General features: G+C 35.2%; 19 protein-coding genes and 1 other RNA gene. 4 read left to right on the forward strand and 16 right to left on the reverse strand.

The features are described 5' to 3' along the window. Positions 1–92: 92 nt before the first annotated feature. The 13 genes from WHC90_RS03785 to ffs form a co-directional block, all read right to left on the reverse strand. Positions 93–1601 carry an amidase family protein gene (locus WHC90_RS03785; protein ID WP_308421302.1) on the reverse strand — a complete coding sequence of 503 codons (1509 nt, stop codon included), beginning with the start codon at positions 1599–1601 and terminating at the stop codon, positions 93–95. A gap of 264 nt (positions 1602–1865) precedes the next feature. Then, entirely contained in the window at positions 1866–2819 is a 954-nt protein-coding gene (gene ftsY / locus WHC90_RS03790) for a signal recognition particle-docking protein FtsY (protein WP_188599330.1), read from the reverse strand. Between the two features lie 216 nt (positions 2820–3035). Next, positions 3036–3188, reverse strand: a complete 153-nt coding sequence (locus WHC90_RS03795; RefSeq protein ID WP_188599329.1) for a DUF4295 domain-containing protein — start codon at positions 3186–3188, stop codon at positions 3036–3038. A 56-nt stretch (positions 3189–3244) separates the two neighbouring features. Next, positions 3245–3427 carry a 50S ribosomal protein L33 gene (rpmG, locus tag WHC90_RS03800; RefSeq protein ID WP_188599328.1) on the reverse strand — a complete coding sequence of 61 codons (183 nt, stop codon included), beginning with the start codon at positions 3425–3427 and terminating at the stop codon, positions 3245–3247. Between the two features lie 25 nt (positions 3428–3452). Beyond that, a complete protein-coding gene (gene rpmB, locus WHC90_RS03805; RefSeq protein WP_188599327.1) occupies positions 3453–3692 on the reverse strand; it encodes a 50S ribosomal protein L28 in 240 nt (79 codons plus the stop codon). Positions 3693–3769: 77 nt separating this feature from the next. Beyond that, a complete protein-coding gene (locus WHC90_RS03810) occupies positions 3770–5020 on the reverse strand; it encodes a CinA family nicotinamide mononucleotide deamidase-related protein (RefSeq protein ID WP_188599326.1) in 1251 nt (416 codons plus the stop codon). Between the two features lie 121 nt (positions 5021–5141). Continuing rightward, positions 5142–5750 carry a fumarylacetoacetate hydrolase family protein gene (locus tag WHC90_RS03815; RefSeq protein ID WP_188599325.1) on the reverse strand — a complete coding sequence of 203 codons (609 nt, stop codon included), beginning with the start codon at positions 5748–5750 and terminating at the stop codon, positions 5142–5144. An 81-nt stretch (positions 5751–5831) separates the two neighbouring features. Then, positions 5832–6674: a 1,4-dihydroxy-2-naphthoyl-CoA synthase gene (locus tag WHC90_RS03820; RefSeq protein ID WP_188599324.1), complete on the reverse strand. Its 843-nt coding sequence runs from the start codon at positions 6672–6674 to the stop codon at positions 5832–5834. A gap of 31 nt (positions 6675–6705) precedes the next feature. Then, on the reverse strand, positions 6706–7125 hold the full coding sequence (locus WHC90_RS03825; protein WP_188599323.1) for a DNA-binding protein: 420 nt from the start codon (positions 7123–7125) through the stop codon (positions 6706–6708). 4 nt (positions 7126–7129) lie between these two features. Next, positions 7130–8803, reverse strand: coding sequence for a 2-succinyl-5-enolpyruvyl-6-hydroxy-3-cyclohexene-1-carboxylic-acid synthase (menD, locus tag WHC90_RS03830; RefSeq protein WP_188599322.1), 1674 nt, complete (start codon positions 8801–8803; stop codon positions 7130–7132). Positions 8804–8909: 106 nt separating this feature from the next. Then, positions 8910–9563, reverse strand: coding sequence for a fructose-6-phosphate aldolase (fsa, locus tag WHC90_RS03835; protein ID WP_188599321.1), 654 nt, complete (start codon positions 9561–9563; stop codon positions 8910–8912). Between the two features lie 139 nt (positions 9564–9702). After that, complete coding sequence (locus WHC90_RS03840) at positions 9703–10506, reverse strand: SDR family oxidoreductase (protein ID WP_188599320.1); 804 nt, start codon at positions 10504–10506, stop codon at positions 9703–9705. An 83-nt stretch (positions 10507–10589) separates the two neighbouring features. After that, an RNA gene (ffs, locus tag WHC90_RS03845) (signal recognition particle sRNA small type) lies at positions 10590–10688 on the reverse strand. A 174-nt stretch (positions 10689–10862) separates the two neighbouring features. Here ffs and WHC90_RS03850 point away from each other — a divergent pair. From WHC90_RS03850 to WHC90_RS03865, 4 genes are all read left to right on the forward strand, one after another. Continuing rightward, the gene (locus tag WHC90_RS03850; RefSeq protein ID WP_188599319.1) at positions 10863–11387 is read left to right on the forward strand and encodes a DUF4199 domain-containing protein; all 525 of its coding nucleotides are present in this window, start codon (positions 10863–10865) and stop codon (positions 11385–11387) included. Between the two features lie 90 nt (positions 11388–11477). After that, positions 11478–12434, forward strand: a complete 957-nt coding sequence (locus tag WHC90_RS03855) for a glycosyltransferase family 2 protein (RefSeq protein ID WP_188599318.1) — start codon at positions 11478–11480, stop codon at positions 12432–12434. Positions 12435–12467: 33 nt separating this feature from the next. Continuing rightward, on the forward strand, positions 12468–14177 hold the full coding sequence (locus WHC90_RS03860) for a phospho-sugar mutase (protein ID WP_188599317.1): 1710 nt from the start codon (positions 12468–12470) through the stop codon (positions 14175–14177). Beyond that, a complete protein-coding gene (locus WHC90_RS03865; RefSeq protein ID WP_188599316.1) occupies positions 14177–16012 on the forward strand; it encodes an ABC transporter ATP-binding protein in 1836 nt (611 codons plus the stop codon). The genes WHC90_RS03860 and WHC90_RS03865 overlap by 1 nt, the downstream gene beginning before the upstream one ends. A 1-nt stretch (position 16013) precedes the next feature. Here the strand turns inward: WHC90_RS03865 and WHC90_RS03870 are convergent, their stop codons facing one another. From WHC90_RS03870 to WHC90_RS03880, 3 genes are read right to left on the reverse strand one after another with little or no spacing between them, the layout of a single operon-like run. Next, complete coding sequence (locus tag WHC90_RS03870; RefSeq protein ID WP_188599315.1) at positions 16014–17432, reverse strand: CCA tRNA nucleotidyltransferase; 1419 nt, start codon at positions 17430–17432, stop codon at positions 16014–16016. 27 nt (positions 17433–17459) lie between these two features. Beyond that, positions 17460–18035, reverse strand: a complete 576-nt coding sequence (locus tag WHC90_RS03875; protein ID WP_188599314.1) for an L-threonylcarbamoyladenylate synthase — start codon at positions 18033–18035, stop codon at positions 17460–17462. Between the two features lie 6 nt (positions 18036–18041). Continuing rightward, on the reverse strand, positions 18042–18692 hold the full coding sequence (locus WHC90_RS03880) for a class I SAM-dependent methyltransferase (protein ID WP_188599313.1): 651 nt from the start codon (positions 18690–18692) through the stop codon (positions 18042–18044). Between the last annotated feature and the right edge of the window lie 12 nt (positions 18693–18704).

Consider the following 18704-nt stretch of genomic DNA (forward strand, 5'->3'; position numbering starts at 1 on the left):
CAAAGATACCACTCTTTGGCTTTTTAATGAACTAAATCTAAAAATATCTAACTTGAAGGAACAGAATTGAAGTCTGTGCCATATCAAAAATATTAGTTATAGTTTTCTGGAGACTTTCTCACCTTTGTTAACTGCTCAAATGCAGCACCAACTTCTAAAAGTTCAGGTGCAGAAAATGGACTCCCAATAAAGGTTAAGCTCATTGGTTCACCGCTATTTTTATATCCCATAGGCACTGTCAATGTTGGATAATTAGCCGCAGCTGCAATGCCAGAATGATAATTATTTATTGATAGAATTGAGGATAAATTCTGACTCTGCAAAGCTCCTAAATAATTACTTGCTTGTTTATGCAGGTTTTTTTTAATAACTGTTAGGTCTTCTAGAGTGGTACTATCTTTTAAAATACCATCAAACAATTCCTGATTGTAAGGCATACGCAACAATGAATCTTGAGAATTAAACTTTCTAATTTCATCGATATCACCTAGAGTTACAGTGGTATCTGCATTGTTCTTTAGGTAGTTTGGCAAATCGTACTTCATATCAATGTTTAAAATAGAAATAAAACCCGTGAGTCTTAGATTGGGAGGCGCAATTTCTATAATTTCTGCACCGGCGTTTTTCAATTGGTCTACGGTAGCTTTATACATTGAATTCGATAACAAAGATTTGAGCACTCCTAATCGCTTGCCTTTTATACTTAGATCAAAGCGCTTTTGTAAGGGTTGTATTTTCTTTTGTTTTGAAGCTGCATCATTAGCATCATAGCCCAACATCGCTTTTAAAAAAATGGCATTGTCTAGTACATTTTTGGTCATTGGACCAGGAGTATCAAGCGTACTCGAAATAGGGACAATCCCTGTTCTACTCAACACACCAACAGTCGGTTTTAAGCCCACTACCGAGTTTTGACTCGATGGTGATGTAATGGATCCTGACGTTTCTGTTCCTACAGCAGCCACAGCAAAATTAGCAGCCACACTTACCCCACTACCAGAGCTTGAGCCTCCAGTTTCAAAGATTTTTCTCCCATAGGGATTAAGAGTTTGCCCCCCAACAGCACTATAACCAACAGGGCAACCAGAACAGAAAAAGTAAGCCCATTCACTAAGGTTTACCTTTCCTAAAATCAACGCCCCATTGGCTTTTAGTTTTTGTACGATAAAGGCATCTTCAGTATTGTTATTGTTTGCTAAAGCGATTGCCCCAGCAGTCGTAGGCATCCCTTTGGTATTGATATTATCTTTTAGTAAAATAGGCATCCCAAACAAACTATAGTCATCAATGCCAGCCTTGGGAGCTTTATCTTTTTTACGAGCCTCTTTAAGTACATCTGGGTTTAAAGCTATAATACTATTTAAATACAAAGTGGTATCACTTTCAAACTTTCTAATTCGATACAAATAAAACAAGGTCAACTTTTCATAACTCAATGAACCTTCTTTTATTTTTTGCTGTAAACTAGGTATGTTTTGCTCTAAAACAAGTGGTTTTAAACTTGAGTAATCCTCTTCTGTAAAAGTAGCTAGTTCCCTTTCAAAAGGTTTAAAAACAGCGTTCATATCCAAATATTTGGATTGAAGCAGTTTAAACTTCATACGCTTATTAGCGTGTTCTTGCTGGTTTGCAAGCTCAGCAGTTTCATCATATTTTTAAAAAAAAAGTTTCGCTTCTTTGTTTTCACACGAAGTCAAAAGCAGTAAAACCAAGAGTAAGAGTACGTTTTTATGCATTTTAAATTTGTTTTTAACTTGTTAAATATAAGCATAATACTAATATTGAGGATTTCAAATCCTCAATATCAAAACAAAAAAAACTCCTTGCAGATACAAGGAGCTTTTCAATTTTATAAGAAAGTTTATTTATTTAAAAAACGAATCGACAAACTCAAGTTTGTTAAACACTTGCAAATCATCAATCCCTTCACCTACTCCAATATATTTTACAGGAATTTGAAATTGGTCTGAGATACCAATAACAACGCCACCTTTTGCGGTTCCGTCTAACTTAGTAACAGCCAAAGAAGTCACCTCTGTCGCCAAGGTAAATTGCTTGGCCTGCTCAAAGGCATTTTGACCAGTTGAACCATCCAAGACCAACAACACTTCATGTGGCGCATCAGCAACCACTTTTTGCATTACTCTTTTAATTTTGGTAAGCTCAGTCATCAAGTTAATTTTATTGTGCAAACGACCTGCTGTATCAATAATAACAACATCCGCATCTTGACTTACTGCAGATTTTAAAGTATCAAAGGCCACTGAAGCTGGATCAGAGCCCATCTCTTGACGTATAATTGGCACATCTACTCTATCAGCCCAAACTTGTAATTGATCAATGGCAGCAGCTCTAAAAGTATCTCCTGCACCTAAAACAACTTTAAGTCCTTGTTTTTTAAACTGTGCTGCAAGTTTCCCAATGGTTGTTGTTTTACCAACACCATTAACACCCACAACCATAATTACATAAGGTTTTTTGGCTGTTGGAATCGAAAAATCGACGGCCTCACCAGTATTGGTTTCAGAAAGTAAACCCGCTATTTCTTCTCTAAGGATTTTATTTAATTCATCCGTTCCTAAATACTTATCTCTCTCTACGCGCTTTTCTATGCGCTCAATAATCTTTAGAGTGGTATTAACTCCTACATCAGAGGCAACCAAAACCTCCTCTAGATTGTCTAAAACATCATCATCAACTTTTGATTTCCCTGCAACAGCTTTAGAAAGCTTTGCAATAAAACTTGTATTGGTTTTTTCTAAACCTTTGTCTAAGGTTTCTTTTTTATCTTTTGAAAATATTTTTTTAAAAAAACTCATGATCTAAATTTATAATGAAACTAAACTATCAAAATCGTACCAGACACAATAGTTAGTCAAATTGTCAGTATCTAATTTCTTGTCTTAACCTGTATACATCAAGCTAAAAAACAAAAATCTCACAAACAATCTTTTCAAAAATACGTATTTAATTGTCAAAAAAAAAGCTACTCTCAATAAAGAAAGTAGCTTATATATGATGTCTATATGAAGTAATTATTTACTTGCTAAAAATTCATTTACTTTTTCTGGATCCATGATCGCTTCTACAAAAGTGTAAGCTCCAGTTTTAGGAGATTTTACCATTTTGATTGCTTTAGACAATCTCTTTGATCCTGTCTGTAACGATGCTACTGATTTCTTTGCCATGTCTTATTGGTTTTGGACTTTAGTTTTCAAATAAATTTGAATCTTAAAATCTCTAATTATTTAATTTCTTTATGAACTGTCATTTTCTTCAAGATAGGGTTGAATTTTTTAATTTCCAATCTATCTGGAGTGTTTTTCTTATTCTTAGTTGTAATGTATCTAGAAGTACCTCTTTCTCCTGAAGCCTTGTGTTCTGTACATTCTAAGATTACCTGAACTCTGTTACCTTTTTTTGCCATCTCTCTTTACGTTTTTTAGGTAGGATTATTTAGCTAAAAATCCATTTGCTCTTGCTTCTTTAATGACAGCAGAGATTCCTTTTTTATTAATGTTTTTTAAAGCAGAAGCAGAAATTTTTAATGTAATCCATTTATCTTCTTCTGGAATATAAAAACGCTTCACCATTAAGTTAGCGTCAAATTTTCTTTTTGTTCTGTTCAAAGCGTGAGAAACATTGTTCCCAACCATTGCTTTTTTACCTGTAAGTTCACAAACTCTAGACATCTTCTTGACAGTTTTTTAGTGTTATTTCTAAACGAGGTGCAAATTTATGAATTTTTTACACATTCAACAAAAGAAATTCAACTATTTTTTATTATTTCTTTTTGTAAAATTTCTAAAGACTTGGTTACCGTTCTGTTGATAACCTTTTCTCTAGGCTGGCCAAAATCAAATTCTTCTACATAAACACCTCCTTTTGTGGCAATTGCAATATAAACAATCCCAACGGAAGCATCCGTGTCATCTGTTGTTGGGCCTGCATTTCCGGTAACTGAAATTGCATAATCTGTTTGCATTTTTTTTAAGGCAGCTACAGCCATCTGGGCAGTAACTTCTTTACTCACCACTGAATAACGATCAATTAGCTCAGGAGAAAGCCCTAAAAGAGCTATTTTCATTGCTGCCGTATAGGTAACCATTCCTCCTTTAAAATAAGTCGAGGCACCTGGAACAGCTACCAAGGTTGCTGCAATTTTACCGCCTGTCATACTTTCTGCAGTACACAAAGTTGCTCCTTGTTCTGTAAGCAAGTCTCCCACTTTTTTCTCAAGAGTCTCTGATTCTTCATAACCAGTGATAATGTCTGGAATAAGCAAAGATAAGGCATCCAACTGTGTTTTTAAAGCAGCCTCTAGAATCGCTTTATCTGGTCCTTTTGCAGACAAACGTAAGCGAACTTTTCCAAAAGAAGGCAAATATGCCAATTTGATAAAACTAGGCAGGTTGGTCTCCCAATCTTCAATCCTTTCTGCAACGATACTTTCACCTTGTCCGTAAGTCAACACAGTTCTATGCAAAACAAAAGGAAGTTTAAATTGCTTTTGAATTCTTGGTAAAACCTCATTAGTTATTAGCCCTTTCATTTCATAAGGAACTCCTGGCAAGGATACAAAAACAGTCTCATTCTCGTAAAACCACATCCCTGGCGCTGTTCCAAAAGCATTTTTTAAATAGCTGGCCTTAGAAGGCAATATGGCTTGTTCATTCTGCACCTCTTTATAAGGGTGGTTAATCTTCTTAAACAACGCTTTAATATGCTCAGTAACTTCAGGATAATTAGTCCATTGATCATCCTTAAAATACTTAGCGATGGTTTTTTTTGTGATATCGTCTTTGGTTGGACCTAAACCTCCAGTTAGGATAACAATATCGGCCCGTTCCTGCGCTTCTTTTAAAGCGTTTAAGATATGCTGCTCTTCATCTTGAATTGATGAGATTTGATACACAGAAACACCTATTTTATTTAGCTCTATAGCAATCCACTGAGAGTTGGTATCTACTATTTGCCCTATGAGTATTTCATCTCCAATGGTTATGATTTCTGCATTCATTCTTATGGTATAAATAAATTTTTATTAGTGATAAAGCTTGAGTTTAGTGACTGAGCATCTAAAAGTCAAAGGTACAAAGACTCAAAGGCCTTGTGTTTCTTATTGGCACTACACCTAAATCCTACTTTACGCGAATCTGAAAAGCCTTTTTTCCTGCTAAAACACCCGTTAAGACGTCATTTTCTTTTACTTTTCCAACTCCCTCGGGAGTTCCTGTAAATAGAATATCCCCTTTTTTTAAGGTAAAATATTGCGATACATAAGCGATTAGCTCATCGATTTTCCAAAGCATGCTTTGCGTGTTTCCATCCTGAACTACCTCATCGTTTTTATCCAACTGAAACTGTAAGTTTTCTAAATCAAACTCTTCTTTTGGATAGAAATTACCAACAACAGCACTTCCGTCAAAAGCCTTGGCTTTTTCCCAAGGCAAGCCCTTTTCTTTGCATTTGGCCTGTACATCTCTGGCTGTAAAATCAATCCCTAAGCCAATTTCATCATAATATTTATGTGCAAATTTGGCATCGATATGCTTTCCTACTTTGTTTATCTTTACCAAAACCTCAACCTCATAATGTACATCATCAGAAAAAGGCGGTATAAAAAACGGGTTCTTATTTGGTAAAATTGCAGAATCTGGCTTTAAGAAAACCACAGGATTCTCTGGACGTTCATTTGCAAGTTCTGCAATATGTTTGGCGTAATTACGCCCGATACAAATTATTTTCATCTTACTTTTTTTTGAAAGATTGAATGATAGAAATTGGTCTAACCTTGCTCGACCTACTCATTATTCATTGATACTTAAACCCTATGGAATCCATCTTTTCGGGAAGTTTGGTTTTCTCTTTTCAAGAAAAGCATCTCTTCCTTCTTTTGCTTCATCAGTCATATAGGCCAATCGCGTAGCTTCTCCAGCAAACACTTGCTGACCAACCATGCCATCATCGGTTAGGTTCATAGCAAACTTGAGCATCTTTATAGAGGTTGGTGATTTTGCCAATATTTCTTGGGCCCATTCATAAGCGGTATCTTCTAGCTCATCATGAGGAATCACAGCGTTAACCATTCCCATTTCATAGGCTTCTTGCGCAGAGTAATTTCTTCCTAAGAAAAAGATCTCTCTCGCTTTTTTTTGTCCAACCATTTTTGCCAAATATGCAGATCCGTATCCTCCATCAAAAGAGGTTACATCGGCATCGGTTTGTTTAAAAATAGCATGCTCTTTACTTGCAAGGGTTAAATCACAAACCACATGCAAACTATGTCCTCCTCCAACAGCCCATCCCGGAACTACACAAATTACTGCCTTAGGCATAAATCTAATCAAGCGCTGAACTTCTAAAATATTTAATCGATGGTAGCCATCTTCTCCAACATACCCTTGGTGACCTCTTGCTTTTTGATCACCTCCAGAACAAAAAGAATATACCCCATCTTTACTACTAGGACCTTCTGCAGATAATAAAACGACTCCTATTGAAGTGTCCTCCCCTGCATCGTAAAAGGCATCGTATAATTCTTTAGTTGTTTTGGGTCTAAACGCATTTCGAACATCAGGTCTATTAAATGCAATCCTAGCGACTCCATTTGATTTTTTATAGGTGATGTCTTCGTATTCTTTTGCCGTTTTCCAAACTGCTTGTGTATTCATAATTGTGTGATTTTGTATATACCTAGCTTTATTATTCTTTAACCAAGGTTAGCCCTTCTTCTCCGATAACAATTTGCTTTTGCTTGTACAAACTACCAATGGCGCGTTTAAAGGCTTTTTTACTCATTCTAAGCTCCTTCTTAATGTCTTCTGGATCACTTTTGTCTGTTAGGGCTAAAAAACCATCATGGTCATAAATTGCCTCAATAACTTTTTCTGTGTCCAGCTCAATAGCATTTCTAAAACCTTGTGGCTGAAGCGAAACGTCTATCTTTCCGTCTTCTCTAATATTTTTAACATAACCCGCAATACGCTGATTCTCTTTCAACTCTTCAAAAATCTCATTTCTGTACAACAAGCCCTCAAAAGATTCATCGATCAAAACCGTAAATCCCAAATGTGTTTCTGTTCCGATAATTAATGATACTTTATCTCCTACTTCTAAATCCATATGTTTATTTTAAAAATGTAAAATACTCTTTTAATACGGTTTCATTGACCAATTTGTCTGTAAATATTTCTAAAACCTGTGGTTTTGAACTCGCTTTATAAAAGCTTGTCAAAACACTTGTTAATCCTTCTAAATTTGATACAGAATGATAACCTAAACCATGCATAGCGCACAAAGGCTCTGCTGTTAATTGATGCGGTGTTTCAAAATAATCCATCGCATTGGTGGTTTTTGGTCCTGGTAAAAATCGAAAGATCCCTCCTCCTGCATTGTTAATAATTACCAACCTAAAATCTGTTGGAATCTGTGAATTCCACAAAGCATTTGAGTCATAAAAAAAACTCAGATCACCGCTAATAAAAACTGTCGGTTTGTCTACTTGCATCGCAGCTCCTATAGCCGTACTTGTGCTACCATCGATTCCGCTAGTCCCTCGGTTGCAAAAAACCGTATGAGTTGGATTCATGTCAAAAAGCTGTGCATAACGAATGATAGAACTATTGCCTACTTGCAATTGAACATTATTAGGAATGCTCGCTAAAACTTTTTCAAAGACCTTTAAATCTGAATACGGAATCTTTGCTAGATATGATTGATGTTTTTCTGATCTCAATTTCTTTTGAGCCAACCAAATAGACTGGTACTCACTTGTACCACTCCTTGTTAGCTTACTCAATTCATTTAAAAACGTAACTGGCTTTTCTTGCAGGTACTCAGACAGGCAAAAAAAGGTATCCATTTCTTTAAACATATCTACATGCCAATGGTGTATTGGTTTGCAAGCTCTAAGCAGCTGCTTAATCTTTTTAGAAACCACCATTCCGCCAAAAGTGAGCAATACCTCAGGAGCAAAAGCCTTAAATTGATCTTCGTTTAAAGGAAAAATTAACTTATCTATGGCTGATATATGCCTACTGTTATGTACGTTAGAGGTCGTTTCTGTTAAAATAATTACAGAAGGATCCTCGGCAAAATGGTTGATAATTTTTTGCAATGCTTTATCAGGGAACTGCACCCCAATCAGAATCATTTTTTTAGTTGCACTATTCCAAATGGCTGAAAGTTCTTTGTAAAGTATCGGTTTTTTAGCAGCAGAAAAATCAGCAGAAAAGGACTCCTTAAATTGACCCAATGAAAAATCCGTCAATTGATCAACGGTTTCATACAAGGGCTCATCAAAAGGCACATTAATATGTACAGGACCTTTCTTTTCTGTCGCCGTCTGTAAAGCTTGCAGCACAAGGCCTGCGTTTTTAGCAATAGGATCTTCTTGGCTTTCTAAATTAGCGGAAAACAAGCAGTGATTCTCATATACGTTTTCCTGCCTAATTGTCTGACCATCGCCAATGTCTATCATTTTTTTTGGTCGATCCGCAGAAATAATAACCAATGGAATATTACTGTAAAATGCTTCTGCAATAGCAGGATAATAATTTAACAATGCCGATCCAGAACTACAGACCACTGCAACAGGTTTTTGAGTCTGTTGTGCCATTCCCAAGGCTACAAAACCAGCACTTCTTTCATCAACGATACTATAAGTTTTAATCTCTGGATGATTTACAAAACCCACCGTTAAAGGAGCATTTCGAGAACCAGGAGAAATCACAACATTGGTAAGACCATATTGATGACAAGCTGAAACTACTAGTTGTGCAAGTTCGTTCTTTGGGTACATTCGTTTTAATCTTTTACAAAAGACTAAAAATTTTGAGTTAATACTTTTAAGTTATAAGTGAGCACCAATAACTAAAAACAAAAAGAAGTTTTAAACTTCATCTTGTTTAATTTCCTTTTTTATAATCTTCTAAAAATTTTGCCAAACCGATATCCGTTAAGGGATGTTTTAATAGACCTTCAATAGCACTCAAAGGACCCGTCATTACATCTGCCCCCAGCTTTGCGCAATCTATAATATGCATAGTGTGTCTAACTGAGGCAGCCAAAATTTGAGTTTTGAAACCGTAATTATCATAGATTTGACGGATCTCTGCAATGAGGTTTAAACCATCTGTAGAAATATCATCTAGCCTTCCTATAAAAGGAGACACATAGGTGGCCCCTGCTTTGGCTGCTAATAAAGCTTGTCCGGCAGAAAACACAAGAGTTACATTGGTTTTAATTCCTTTTGATGAAAAATATTTACAGGCCTTAATCCCTTCTTTGATCATCGGTAATTTTACAACAATCTGTGGATTCAATGCCGCTAAAGCCTCACCTTCCTTTACCATCCCTGCAAAATCTGTCGCAATAACCTCTGCAGAAACATCGCCTTCTACTTCTTGGCAAATAGCCTTATAATGATTAATGATATTGGCAGCTCCGGTAATCCCTTCTTTGGCCATCAGCGATGGATTGGTTGTTACACCATCCAAGATTCCCAAGGCTTGTGCTTCTCTAATTTGAGTTAAATTTGCAGTATCTATAAAAAACTTCATCGGTATCTATTTAAATTCGTACTTACTTTTGCGTGCTGTGTTTTTCTTGGGCGTTCGAGCGGGCTTTCCGCACTTGCTTTTTGCATCAAAAATGCAAAAGAGCTCAAACAATTGCTCCAATCCCTAACGCAGTGCTAATTTATAATTTATAATGATTCATTAATAATTTTTCATACAATTTGTCTGGAAGTACTCGCTTTAAAACAACAGAAAACTTCTCTAAAAAACCACCAACTTTATAATGCCCTTTTGGTTGTTTGGTTTGTAAAATCTTATAGACTGCTTTAGCCATCACCTCTGGAGCCAATCCTTCAGACACATGAGTGTCCATTAGATTTAGGTTTTCTTGATAAGTCTTTTTGTAGGCAGACTCTTCAAAAACAGGTGTATGGTATCTTCCCGCAGCAATGTTTGTTGCAAAATCACCAGGAGCAACCGCAATCACCTGAACCCCAAATGGTTTTACCTCCATTCGAATCGACTCAGTCACCAATTCTAAAGCACCTTTAGTTGCAGAATACATCCCTCGATACGGCAAGCCCATATAGCCAGCAATCGAAGTAACATTTATAATTGTTCCAGATTTTTGAGCTCGCATAGTAGGCAAAACAGCCTTTGCTACATCAATAGCACCAAAAAGATTGGTGTTAAAAACAGCTCTCATCTCTTTAGTTGGCGTATCTTCTATAGGACCTGTGATCCCCATACCTGCATTGTTAATCAATACATCCAATCTATTTTCTTTTTCAAGGATATAATTAATGGCCTGTTCAATAGATGTAGGATCTAATACGTCTAATTGTACCATTTGAAAACCTTCAGAAGTACTAATAGAGGCTTTTCTACTTGTACCGTAAACGATATACCCCCTTTGATGAAGATAACCTGCAATGGATTTTCCAATACCAGAAGAGGCACCAGTAATTAAAACAACTTTAGACATGAAATACTATTGAATTACAGTACAAATATCTTAAAAGTAAATGAAGAAAACTAAGGATTTGAAAGGGAATTTTAGGGCATAAAAAAAGGCAAGCTACCTACATCACACTGCTACAACCTAATACCCTTGCTGCGTTCCCGCCCTGGGGGATTCAAAGGGAGCTAGTTGTGTAGGACTTGCCGCTGCAAATTTACAATCATTTTTCATGTTGTACAACGTTTTTTTATCAATTTTTCTGTAACAAGTTTAGTCTTTTGACTACTAATGCATTAATGAAGTCTTTGCTAAAGAGTTTAGAAAGGCTTTTTTTAAGAACGAAATCAATATATTTGTATCACTAACTAAATTATTACACAATGGAAAATCAAAAAGCAACTAGCAAGAGTATTATTTTAAACTACGGTTTATATCTAGGAATTATATCTGTTTTATTAAGTCTTATCGTTTATGCGATGGGTGACGCACATACCCCACACTGGTCTATTAGCCTTATTGGTTTTGCGTTGCTTGTCGTCTTAATTGTATTGGGAATAAAAAAATACAAAGAATCTAATGACGGTTTTATTAGCTGGGGACAGGCGGTAAAAGTTGGTGTAGGAATTGCACTTATTAGTGCTGTTATATCGATTGCATACCAACAAGTGTTTGTTAATTTTATTGAGCCAGATTTCATGAATGTAGCTATGGAGCTTCAAAATCAACGAATGATTGATCAAGGACTTACCTCTGAGCAAATAGATGCTGCAAATGAAATGGGTAAAAACTTCTCTGGACCAGTAATTTCTTCAGCTATAGGATTAATCGTTTCAGCTTTCTTAGGATTTGTAATTTCTGCCATAGCAGGTGCTATTATGAAACAATCGAAAGAAGAGCAGTACTAATTTAAGAAAAAATTAAAAGGAAGAAGGGTAAAATATTTTAGGATGTTTTACCTTTACCTTTTTTATATAGCTCCTTAACTTAATTAACTCATGGACATTTCCATTGTCATCCCTTTATTAAACGAAAAAGATTCTTTACAAGAGCTATACGCTTGGATACTCAAAGTAATGCAATCCCATCAATATGCCTATGAGATTATCTTTATAGATGACGGGAGCACTGACGGTTCTTGGAAAGTCATTGAAGAGCTTTCATCAGAACACAAAGAGGTTAAAGGAATTCGATTTCAGAGAAATTACGGTAAAAGTCAAGCTTTGGATGCTGGTTTTGAAAAAGCAAATGGCGCAGTCGTAATTACCATGGATGCAGACCTACAAGACAATCCAGAAGAAATTCCAGAATTATACGATCTAATTATCAAAGAAGATTTTGATTTGATTTCTGGCTGGAAAAAGAAACGTTATGACAACGTAATTACCAAAAACATTCCTTCAAAATTATTCAATTTAGCTGCAAGAAAAACCTCTGGACTTAAGTTACACGATTTTAACTGTGGCTTAAAAGCCTATAAAAACACGGTGGTTAAAAGTGTAAAGGTTAGTGGTGAAATGCATCGATACATTCCAGTTTTAGCCAAAAACGAAGGCTTTGATAAGATTGGAGAAAAGGTTGTACAGCACCAAGCTAGAAAATATGGAGAAACAAAATTTGGCATGAGCCGTTTTATCAATGGTTTTTTAGATTTAATTACCATTTCATTTTTGTCAAAATTCGGCAAAAGACCCATGCATATTTTTGGTCTTTGGGGAACGCTAATGTTTATTTTTGGTTTGCTCTCAGCTGGCTATATTGGCGCCATGAAATTATACAAACTATCTGTGGGCGCAAAAACAATTTTAGTAACCGACAACCCATGGTTTTATATTGCCTTAACAGCAATGATTTTAGGGGTTCAGCTATTTTTAGCTGGTTTTATCGGAGAGCTTTTGATCAAAACCAAAAGCAATGAAAAACATTATAAGATAAGACAAAACCTTAATTTATAAACCTGTCTTTTAATACAACTATTACCTGATTATATGAAAGAGATTAAAGAGCAAGCAAAATTATGGCTTTCTGATACTTTTGATACAGAAACACAGCAAGAAATTAAACAACTTATCGATTCTAATTCAGATGATTTAGCAGATCGATTTTATAAAAATATGGAATTCGGAACTGGTGGAATGCGCGGAATCATGGGCGCAGGAACCAATCGAATTAACAAATATACGTTAGGAAAAGCAACCCAGGGCTTAAGCAATTATTTGCAAAAACAGTTTCCAAACAAGCAGCTAAAAGTTGCTATTGCTTTTGACTGTAGACACAACAGTGTTTCTTTCTCTAAATTGGTTGCAGATGTATTGTCTGCCAATGGAATCCAAGTGTATTTATTTGAAGACTTACGTCCTACCCCAGAATTATCCTTTGCCGTTAATCACTTAAATTGTGATGCCGGAATTGTATTAACAGCCTCACACAATCCGCCAGAATACAATGGATATAAAGTATATTGGAATGATGGTGGACAGATTGTTCCTCCACAGGATACTGAAATTATCAACCAAGTAAACTCTTTGCAATTCTCTGAGATAAACTTTAATACCAATGAGCGTTTAATTACAAAAATTGGAACCGAAGTTGACGAGGCTTTTTGGAATGCATCTATCAAAAATGGAACTTTTGATGTTAAAGATCGATCTGATTTAAAAATTGTTTTTACTTCTTTACACGGAACATCTATTACCTTAATTCCTGAGGCATTAAAACGCGCTGGATATACCAATGTTCATATCGTTAAAGAGCAGGCTGTTCCAAATGGAGATTTTCCAACAGTAAAATCACCAAACCCAGAAGAGCCAGAAGCTTTAAAGATGGCTATAGATTTGGCCAATAAAGTGGATGCAGATATCGTGATTGGTACAGATCCAGATTCTGATAGATTAGGAATTGCGGTTAGAGACCTAGACGGCAACATGAAATTGCTAAATGGTAACCAGACCATGAGTTTAATGACCGACTTCTTAATTAAACAATGGGAAGCAAAAGGAAAATTAAACGGCAATCAATTTGTAGGGTCAACAATTGTATCAACCAACTTGGTGAATGAAGTTGCTACGAGTTACGGAGTTGAAACAAAAGTTGGGCTAACGGGTTTTAAATGGATTGCAAAGATGATCAAAGACTTCCCTGCACAAGAGTTTATTGGTGGTGGAGAAGAGAGTTTTGGTTATATGGTTGGCGATTTTGTTCGTGATAAAGATGCTGTAACCTCTACGCTTTTAGCCTGTGAAATTGCTGCAAATGCAAAAGCAAACGGAAGCTCTTTTTACAAAGACTTACTGCAATTGTATGTAAAAAATCACTTTTACAAAGAACATTTAATTTCTATAGTAAAAAAAGGAATGGATGGCGCAGCCCAAATAAAACAAATGATGGTGGACTTGCGAAACAATCCTTTTACACAAATGGATGGATCCAAGGTTCAATTTCTATATGATTATCAATCGTCAATCAAAAAGAATTTAATTACAGGCGAAGAAACCAGTATTGACATTCCTAAATCTAATGTGCTCATTTATCAAACTGAAGACGGAACAAAAGTTGCCGCAAGACCAAGTGGAACCGAACCAAAAATAAAGTTCTATTTTAGCGTAAAATCTAAATTAGATGCCATCGAAAATGCGGTAAGTACAGAAGCTAATTTGGATGCTAAAATTCAACGAATTATAAAAGAATTGAACCTATAATGAATTATTTTAAAAAAATATTACGCTTTGCAAAACCATACAGGAAATATGCGATTTTAAATGCTATCAGTAATGTTTTTTATGCACTCTTTAGTACTTTAAGTTTTGTTGCATTTATCCCGATGCTAAATGTTTTGTTTAAGCAAAGCGGGGATATCATCTCTATAAAGCCAATTTATGACAGTGCTACTGGAGTAAGTGGCTATAAAGAATACCTTGAACAATCCTTAAACTTTTTTTTAAATCAGGAAATAGCTAAAAATGGAGAAATTGCCGCACTAGGCTATATCTGTGGCACCATGATTTTGCTTTTTTTCTTAAAGAATATCGCCAATTATGCGGCCTTGTTTTTTATTACTTTTTTAAGAAACGGTATTATTAGAGATATTAGAAACGCCTTGTACAATAAGCTTGTTACCTTGCCTATTTCTTATTTTACTGAGAAAAGAAAAGGTGATGTCATAGCCAGAATGACATCGGATGTTCAAGAGGTTGAATGGTCTTTCTTAATGGTTTTAGAGTTGATTATTAGAGATCCACTTACCATTATCTTTACTTTAATTGCAATGATTTCTATCAGTGCTAAACTAACCCTGTTTATTTTTATTTTTCTACCCTTGGCTGGTTTAATTATTGGTTTTATCGGAAAAAGATTAAAAGCAGATTCTGATGTTGCTCAAAAAGAAAATGGATTTTTCTTATCGTTAATAGAAGAAACCCTTACAGGATTAAGAGTTATCAAAGGCTTTACTGCTGAAAAGCAGTTTACAGGTAAATTTCAAAACTCTACCAACAAATTATTCAGAACCATGAATAGTTTAATGAATAAAAAGAATTTAGCATCACCTACCAGTGAGTTTCTCGGTGTCAGTGTCATCGTAATTATTTTATGGTACGGAGGTAAAATGGTATTGATTGACGAAACGATTACTGGAGGAGCCTTTATTGGATTTATGGCACTTGCTTATAATATTTTAACTCCTTCAAAATCAATTTCTAATGCCATTTATGGAATTAAAAAAGGAGATGCATCTGCACAGCGAGTATTAGAGCTGTTAGAAACAGAAAACACTATTTCTGATAAAGAAAACGCTCAAACAAAGACAAGCTTTAACAGTGAAATTATATTTGATAACATTTCTTTTAAGTATAAGGATGAGTATGTTTTAAAAGATTTTTCACTAACTATCCCTAAAGGAAAAACAGTAGCTCTGGTTGGTCAATCTGGTAGTGGAAAATCTACGCTAGCAAATTTAATAACACGTTTTTACGATGTAAACGAAGGCGCTATTTATATTGACGGAATCAACATTAAAGACATCTCAAAAAACTCTTTGAGAAAAATGATGGGAATCGTAACCCAGGATTCTATTTTGTTTAATGATTCTGTTTCAAATAATATTGCCTTGGGCACTGAAGAGTCGAGTGAAGAAGCAATTATTGAAGCCGCAAAAATTGCCAATGCCCATGAGTTTATCAAAGATTTACCAAATCAGTATGAATTTAATATAGGTGATAGCGGAAATCTACTTTCAGGAGGACAGAAACAACGATTAAGCATCGCAAGAGCCGTACTAAAGAATCCACCAATTATGGTCTTAGACGAAGCCACTTCTGCTTTAGACACAGAATCAGAACAGCTGGTTCAATTGGCACTTGAAAAAATGATGCAAAACAGAACTTCCTTAGTGATTGCACACCGTTTATCTACCATTCAAAAAGCAGATACAATTGTTGTATTGAGAAAGGGAAAAATAATTGAGCAAGGAAAACACGATGACTTAATGCAAGAACAAGGAGACTACTTTAAATTGGTCTCTATGCAATCTTTATAGCTTATTTTTTTAAACCTAAGGCTTTCCCTTTTTCTATCATAAACTGATAAGAAGCTTCGTATTCATTTGGAATTACGCCTTCTAAAATAGCTTCTTTTATAGCTTCTTTTAGTTGACCTATTTCTCTACATGGTTTTAACTGAAAGGTTTCCATGATCAATTCACCAGAAATTGGAGGTTGAAAATTACGAACCTGGTCGCGTTCTTCTACCTCTTTTATCTTTTGTCTTACCAACTCAAAGTTTTGATGGTACTTTTTAAACTTCTTAGGGTTTTTAGTGGTTATATCTGCCTCACAAAGAGTCATTAATGAATCGATATCATCACCCGCATCAAAGATCAATCTTCTTACTGCAGAATCTGTTACTTCTGAAGCTAAGACAATTGGTCTAGAGCTTAGTAAAACCATTTTCTGTACAAATTTCATCTTATTATTCAATGGCATTTTTAAGCGTTTGAACAATTTAAAGACCATTTTTGAACCCACAAATTCATGTCCGTGAAAAGTCCAACCGATCTTTTTGTGAAATTTTTTAGTGGGAGCCTTTCCTATATCATGTAACAAGGCAGACCAACGCAACCAAACATCATCCGTGTTTTCTGCGATATTATCAACAACCTCTAAGGTGTGATAAAAATTATCTTTGTGTTTTTGCCCTTCAACCTCTTCGACTCCTTTTAAAGCGATTAGCTCAGGCAAGATATATGGTAACAATTGTGTTTGTTCTAATAACAAAAACCCAATGGATGGTTTAGAAGAAGATAAGATTTTATTGACCTCATCTATGATACGCTCATTGGTAATGATTTTTAATCGATGTGCATTTCTAGAAATTGCAAGTAGAGATTCTTCTTCAATTTTAAAATTCAATTGACTAGCAAAGCGAATAGCCCTAAGCATTCTTAAAGGATCATCAGAGTAAGTGATATCTGGATTTAAAGGCGTCTTAATGGTCTTTGTCTCCAAGTCCTCTACTCCATTAAAAGGATCTAGCAGTTGTCCAAAGTTTTCTTCATTTAAACTTAAAGCTAGTGCATTGATGGTGAAATCTCTTCTGTTTTGATCGTCTTCAAGCGTTCCTTCTAATACTTCTGGGTTTCTGCTTTCTACTGTATAGGATTCTTTTCTAGCACCAACAAACTCAATTTCTACATCCTGATACCTTAACATCGCGGTACCATAGGTTTTAAACACTTGTACCTTTGGTTTATTAGGAAGAAGTTCTGCCACCTTTAAAGCCAAGTCTATACCACTACCAACTACCACAACATCGATATCTTTGGCAGTACCTCTTTTAAGGATAAAATCTCTGACAAAACCTCCTATTACATAGGTTTTACAACCCAGAATTTGAGAAGCATTTGTGATGTAGTTAAAAATAGGATTTTCAATGGCTTCTTTATAGACGGTAGTCGACATACAGTTGTAAATTCTTGGCAGCTTAAATTATTCTCTGATAACTTCAATGGTACCCAAATCTGTAATTCTTAAAATTCTAGAAGGCGTATCACACTGATGTTCTAGCTGCAAATTTACTATATAATCTACGCTCTCCAAAATAGTTCTGCTTATTTCTGAAAATGAATTAGGAGTCGCTTCACCGCTAACATTCGCTGAGGTCGAGACAATAGGTTTTCCAAATTTTTGAATCAATTCTTTGCAAAAACCATCTTGAACAATTCTAATTGCAATAGTATCATCACTAGCAATCACATTTTTAGCTAAATTTTGTGGATTTTTATAAATAATAGTTGTCGGACGCGTACTAGATTCTAAAAACTCTAGCGCTTTAGCAGGTATCTTTTGCACATAGTTTTGAAGCATTTTTTTAGAGTCTACCAAAATTATTAAACTCTTACTCTCTGCTCTTTGCTTAATCTGATAAATTTTTGAAACCGCCTGTTCATTTGTTGCATCACAACCAATTCCCCAAACAGTATCTGTTGGATATAAAATAGTTTTGGCCTGCTCTAACAATTTAGCCATCAAACTAATTTCCTGATTATTTACAGTATTTGACATAATTTATCATTGCTGTTTTCTTGCAACAGTAGCATATTGCATATAAAACATATCTAATTGAGAACCTAAAAATAAGATATTAAACAGAATAGCAAAAGGAAAATAAAAAAAGGATTTTGTGGTGTTAATCCCTTTGATTTTCTGAATCTGATAACCAGATTCTTGAAACATTCTTTTTATGCTCTTTTTAGTAAAAAAACGATAGTGTGTCCGGTCTAAAATTAAATCTTCTGTGTACTTCCAATCCTTTCTAAAAATCATTTTAAACAGGTTCTTTGCGTAGCGAACGTTTGGAATTGAAGAAACCAGTACACCTTGATCATTCAGCTTACTTTTAAGTGATTTTAAATCATCCCAAGGCTCTAGCAAATGCTCTAAAACATCATTTAAGACAATCACATCAAAATAACCTTCAGGTAATTGATCTAAAACCTCATCTAAGGTTCCAACCAACACTTTAAATAATTTTGTCTTAGCTATGTTTGCTGATTTCAAATCAGGCTCTACTCCCCATGCTTCTTTTTTTAAACCAACTAGTTGTTCAGAAAAATTAGCTTCTCCACAACCAATTTCAAGAATAAGCTTAGCTTCTTTAGGGATAAACTTCAACATTTCTGGTCGTCTGTTGATAAAATAATCAGGCGCCTTACTACCCATAGTAAAATTGAT

The sequence above is a fragment of the Polaribacter pacificus genome (genome assembly GCF_038024035.1).
Taxonomy (GTDB): Bacteria; Bacteroidota; Bacteroidia; order Flavobacteriales; family Flavobacteriaceae; genus Polaribacter; species Polaribacter pacificus.

Excerpts from the sequence above, each read along its gene's own strand:
- rpmG (WP_188599328.1), bottom strand. The coding sequence starts at position 3,427 with ATGGCAAAAAAAGGTAACAGAGTTCAGGTAATCTTAGAATGTACAGAA.
- WHC90_RS03875 (WP_188599314.1), bottom strand. The coding sequence starts at position 18,035 with ATGTCAAATACTGTAAATAATCAGGAAATTAGTTTGATGGCTAAATTG.
- WHC90_RS03785 (WP_308421302.1), bottom strand. The coding sequence starts at position 1,601 with ATGAAGTTTAAACTGCTTCAATCCAAATATTTGGATATGAACGCTGTT.
- WHC90_RS03855 (WP_188599318.1), top strand. The coding sequence starts at position 11,478 with ATGGACATTTCCATTGTCATCCCTTTATTAAACGAAAAAGATTCTTTA.
- WHC90_RS03850 (WP_188599319.1), top strand. The coding sequence starts at position 10,863 with ATGGAAAATCAAAAAGCAACTAGCAAGAGTATTATTTTAAACTACGGT.
- WHC90_RS03840 (WP_188599320.1), bottom strand. The coding sequence starts at position 10,506 with ATGTCTAAAGTTGTTTTAATTACTGGTGCCTCTTCTGGTATTGGAAAA.
- WHC90_RS03795 (WP_188599329.1), bottom strand. The coding sequence starts at position 3,188 with ATGGCAAAGAAATCAGTAGCATCGTTACAGACAGGATCAAAGAGATTG.
- WHC90_RS03825 (WP_188599323.1), bottom strand. The coding sequence starts at position 7,125 with ATGGATTTAGAAGTAGGAGATAAAGTATCATTAATTATCGGAACAGAA.
- WHC90_RS03860 (WP_188599317.1), top strand. The coding sequence starts at position 12,468 with ATGAAAGAGATTAAAGAGCAAGCAAAATTATGGCTTTCTGATACTTTT.
- rpmB (WP_188599327.1), bottom strand. The coding sequence starts at position 3,692 with ATGTCTAGAGTTTGTGAACTTACAGGTAAAAAAGCAATGGTTGGGAAC.
- menD (WP_188599322.1), bottom strand. The coding sequence starts at position 8,803 with ATGTACCCAAAGAACGAACTTGCACAACTAGTAGTTTCAGCTTGTCAT.
- WHC90_RS03880 (WP_188599313.1), bottom strand. The coding sequence starts at position 18,692 with ATGGGTAGTAAGGCGCCTGATTATTTTATCAACAGACGACCAGAAATG.
- WHC90_RS03865 (WP_188599316.1), top strand. The coding sequence starts at position 14,177 with ATGAATTATTTTAAAAAAATATTACGCTTTGCAAAACCATACAGGAAA.
- fsa (WP_188599321.1), bottom strand. The coding sequence starts at position 9,563 with ATGAAGTTTTTTATAGATACTGCAAATTTAACTCAAATTAGAGAAGCA.
- ftsY (WP_188599330.1), bottom strand. The coding sequence starts at position 2,819 with ATGAGTTTTTTTAAAAAAATATTTTCAAAAGATAAAAAAGAAACCTTA.
- WHC90_RS03820 (WP_188599324.1), bottom strand. The coding sequence starts at position 6,674 with ATGAATACACAAGCAGTTTGGAAAACGGCAAAAGAATACGAAGACATC.
- WHC90_RS03810 (WP_188599326.1), bottom strand. The coding sequence starts at position 5,020 with ATGAATGCAGAAATCATAACCATTGGAGATGAAATACTCATAGGGCAA.
- WHC90_RS03870 (WP_188599315.1), bottom strand. The coding sequence starts at position 17,432 with ATGTCGACTACCGTCTATAAAGAAGCCATTGAAAATCCTATTTTTAAC.
- WHC90_RS03815 (WP_188599325.1), bottom strand. The coding sequence starts at position 5,750 with ATGAAAATAATTTGTATCGGGCGTAATTACGCCAAACATATTGCAGAA.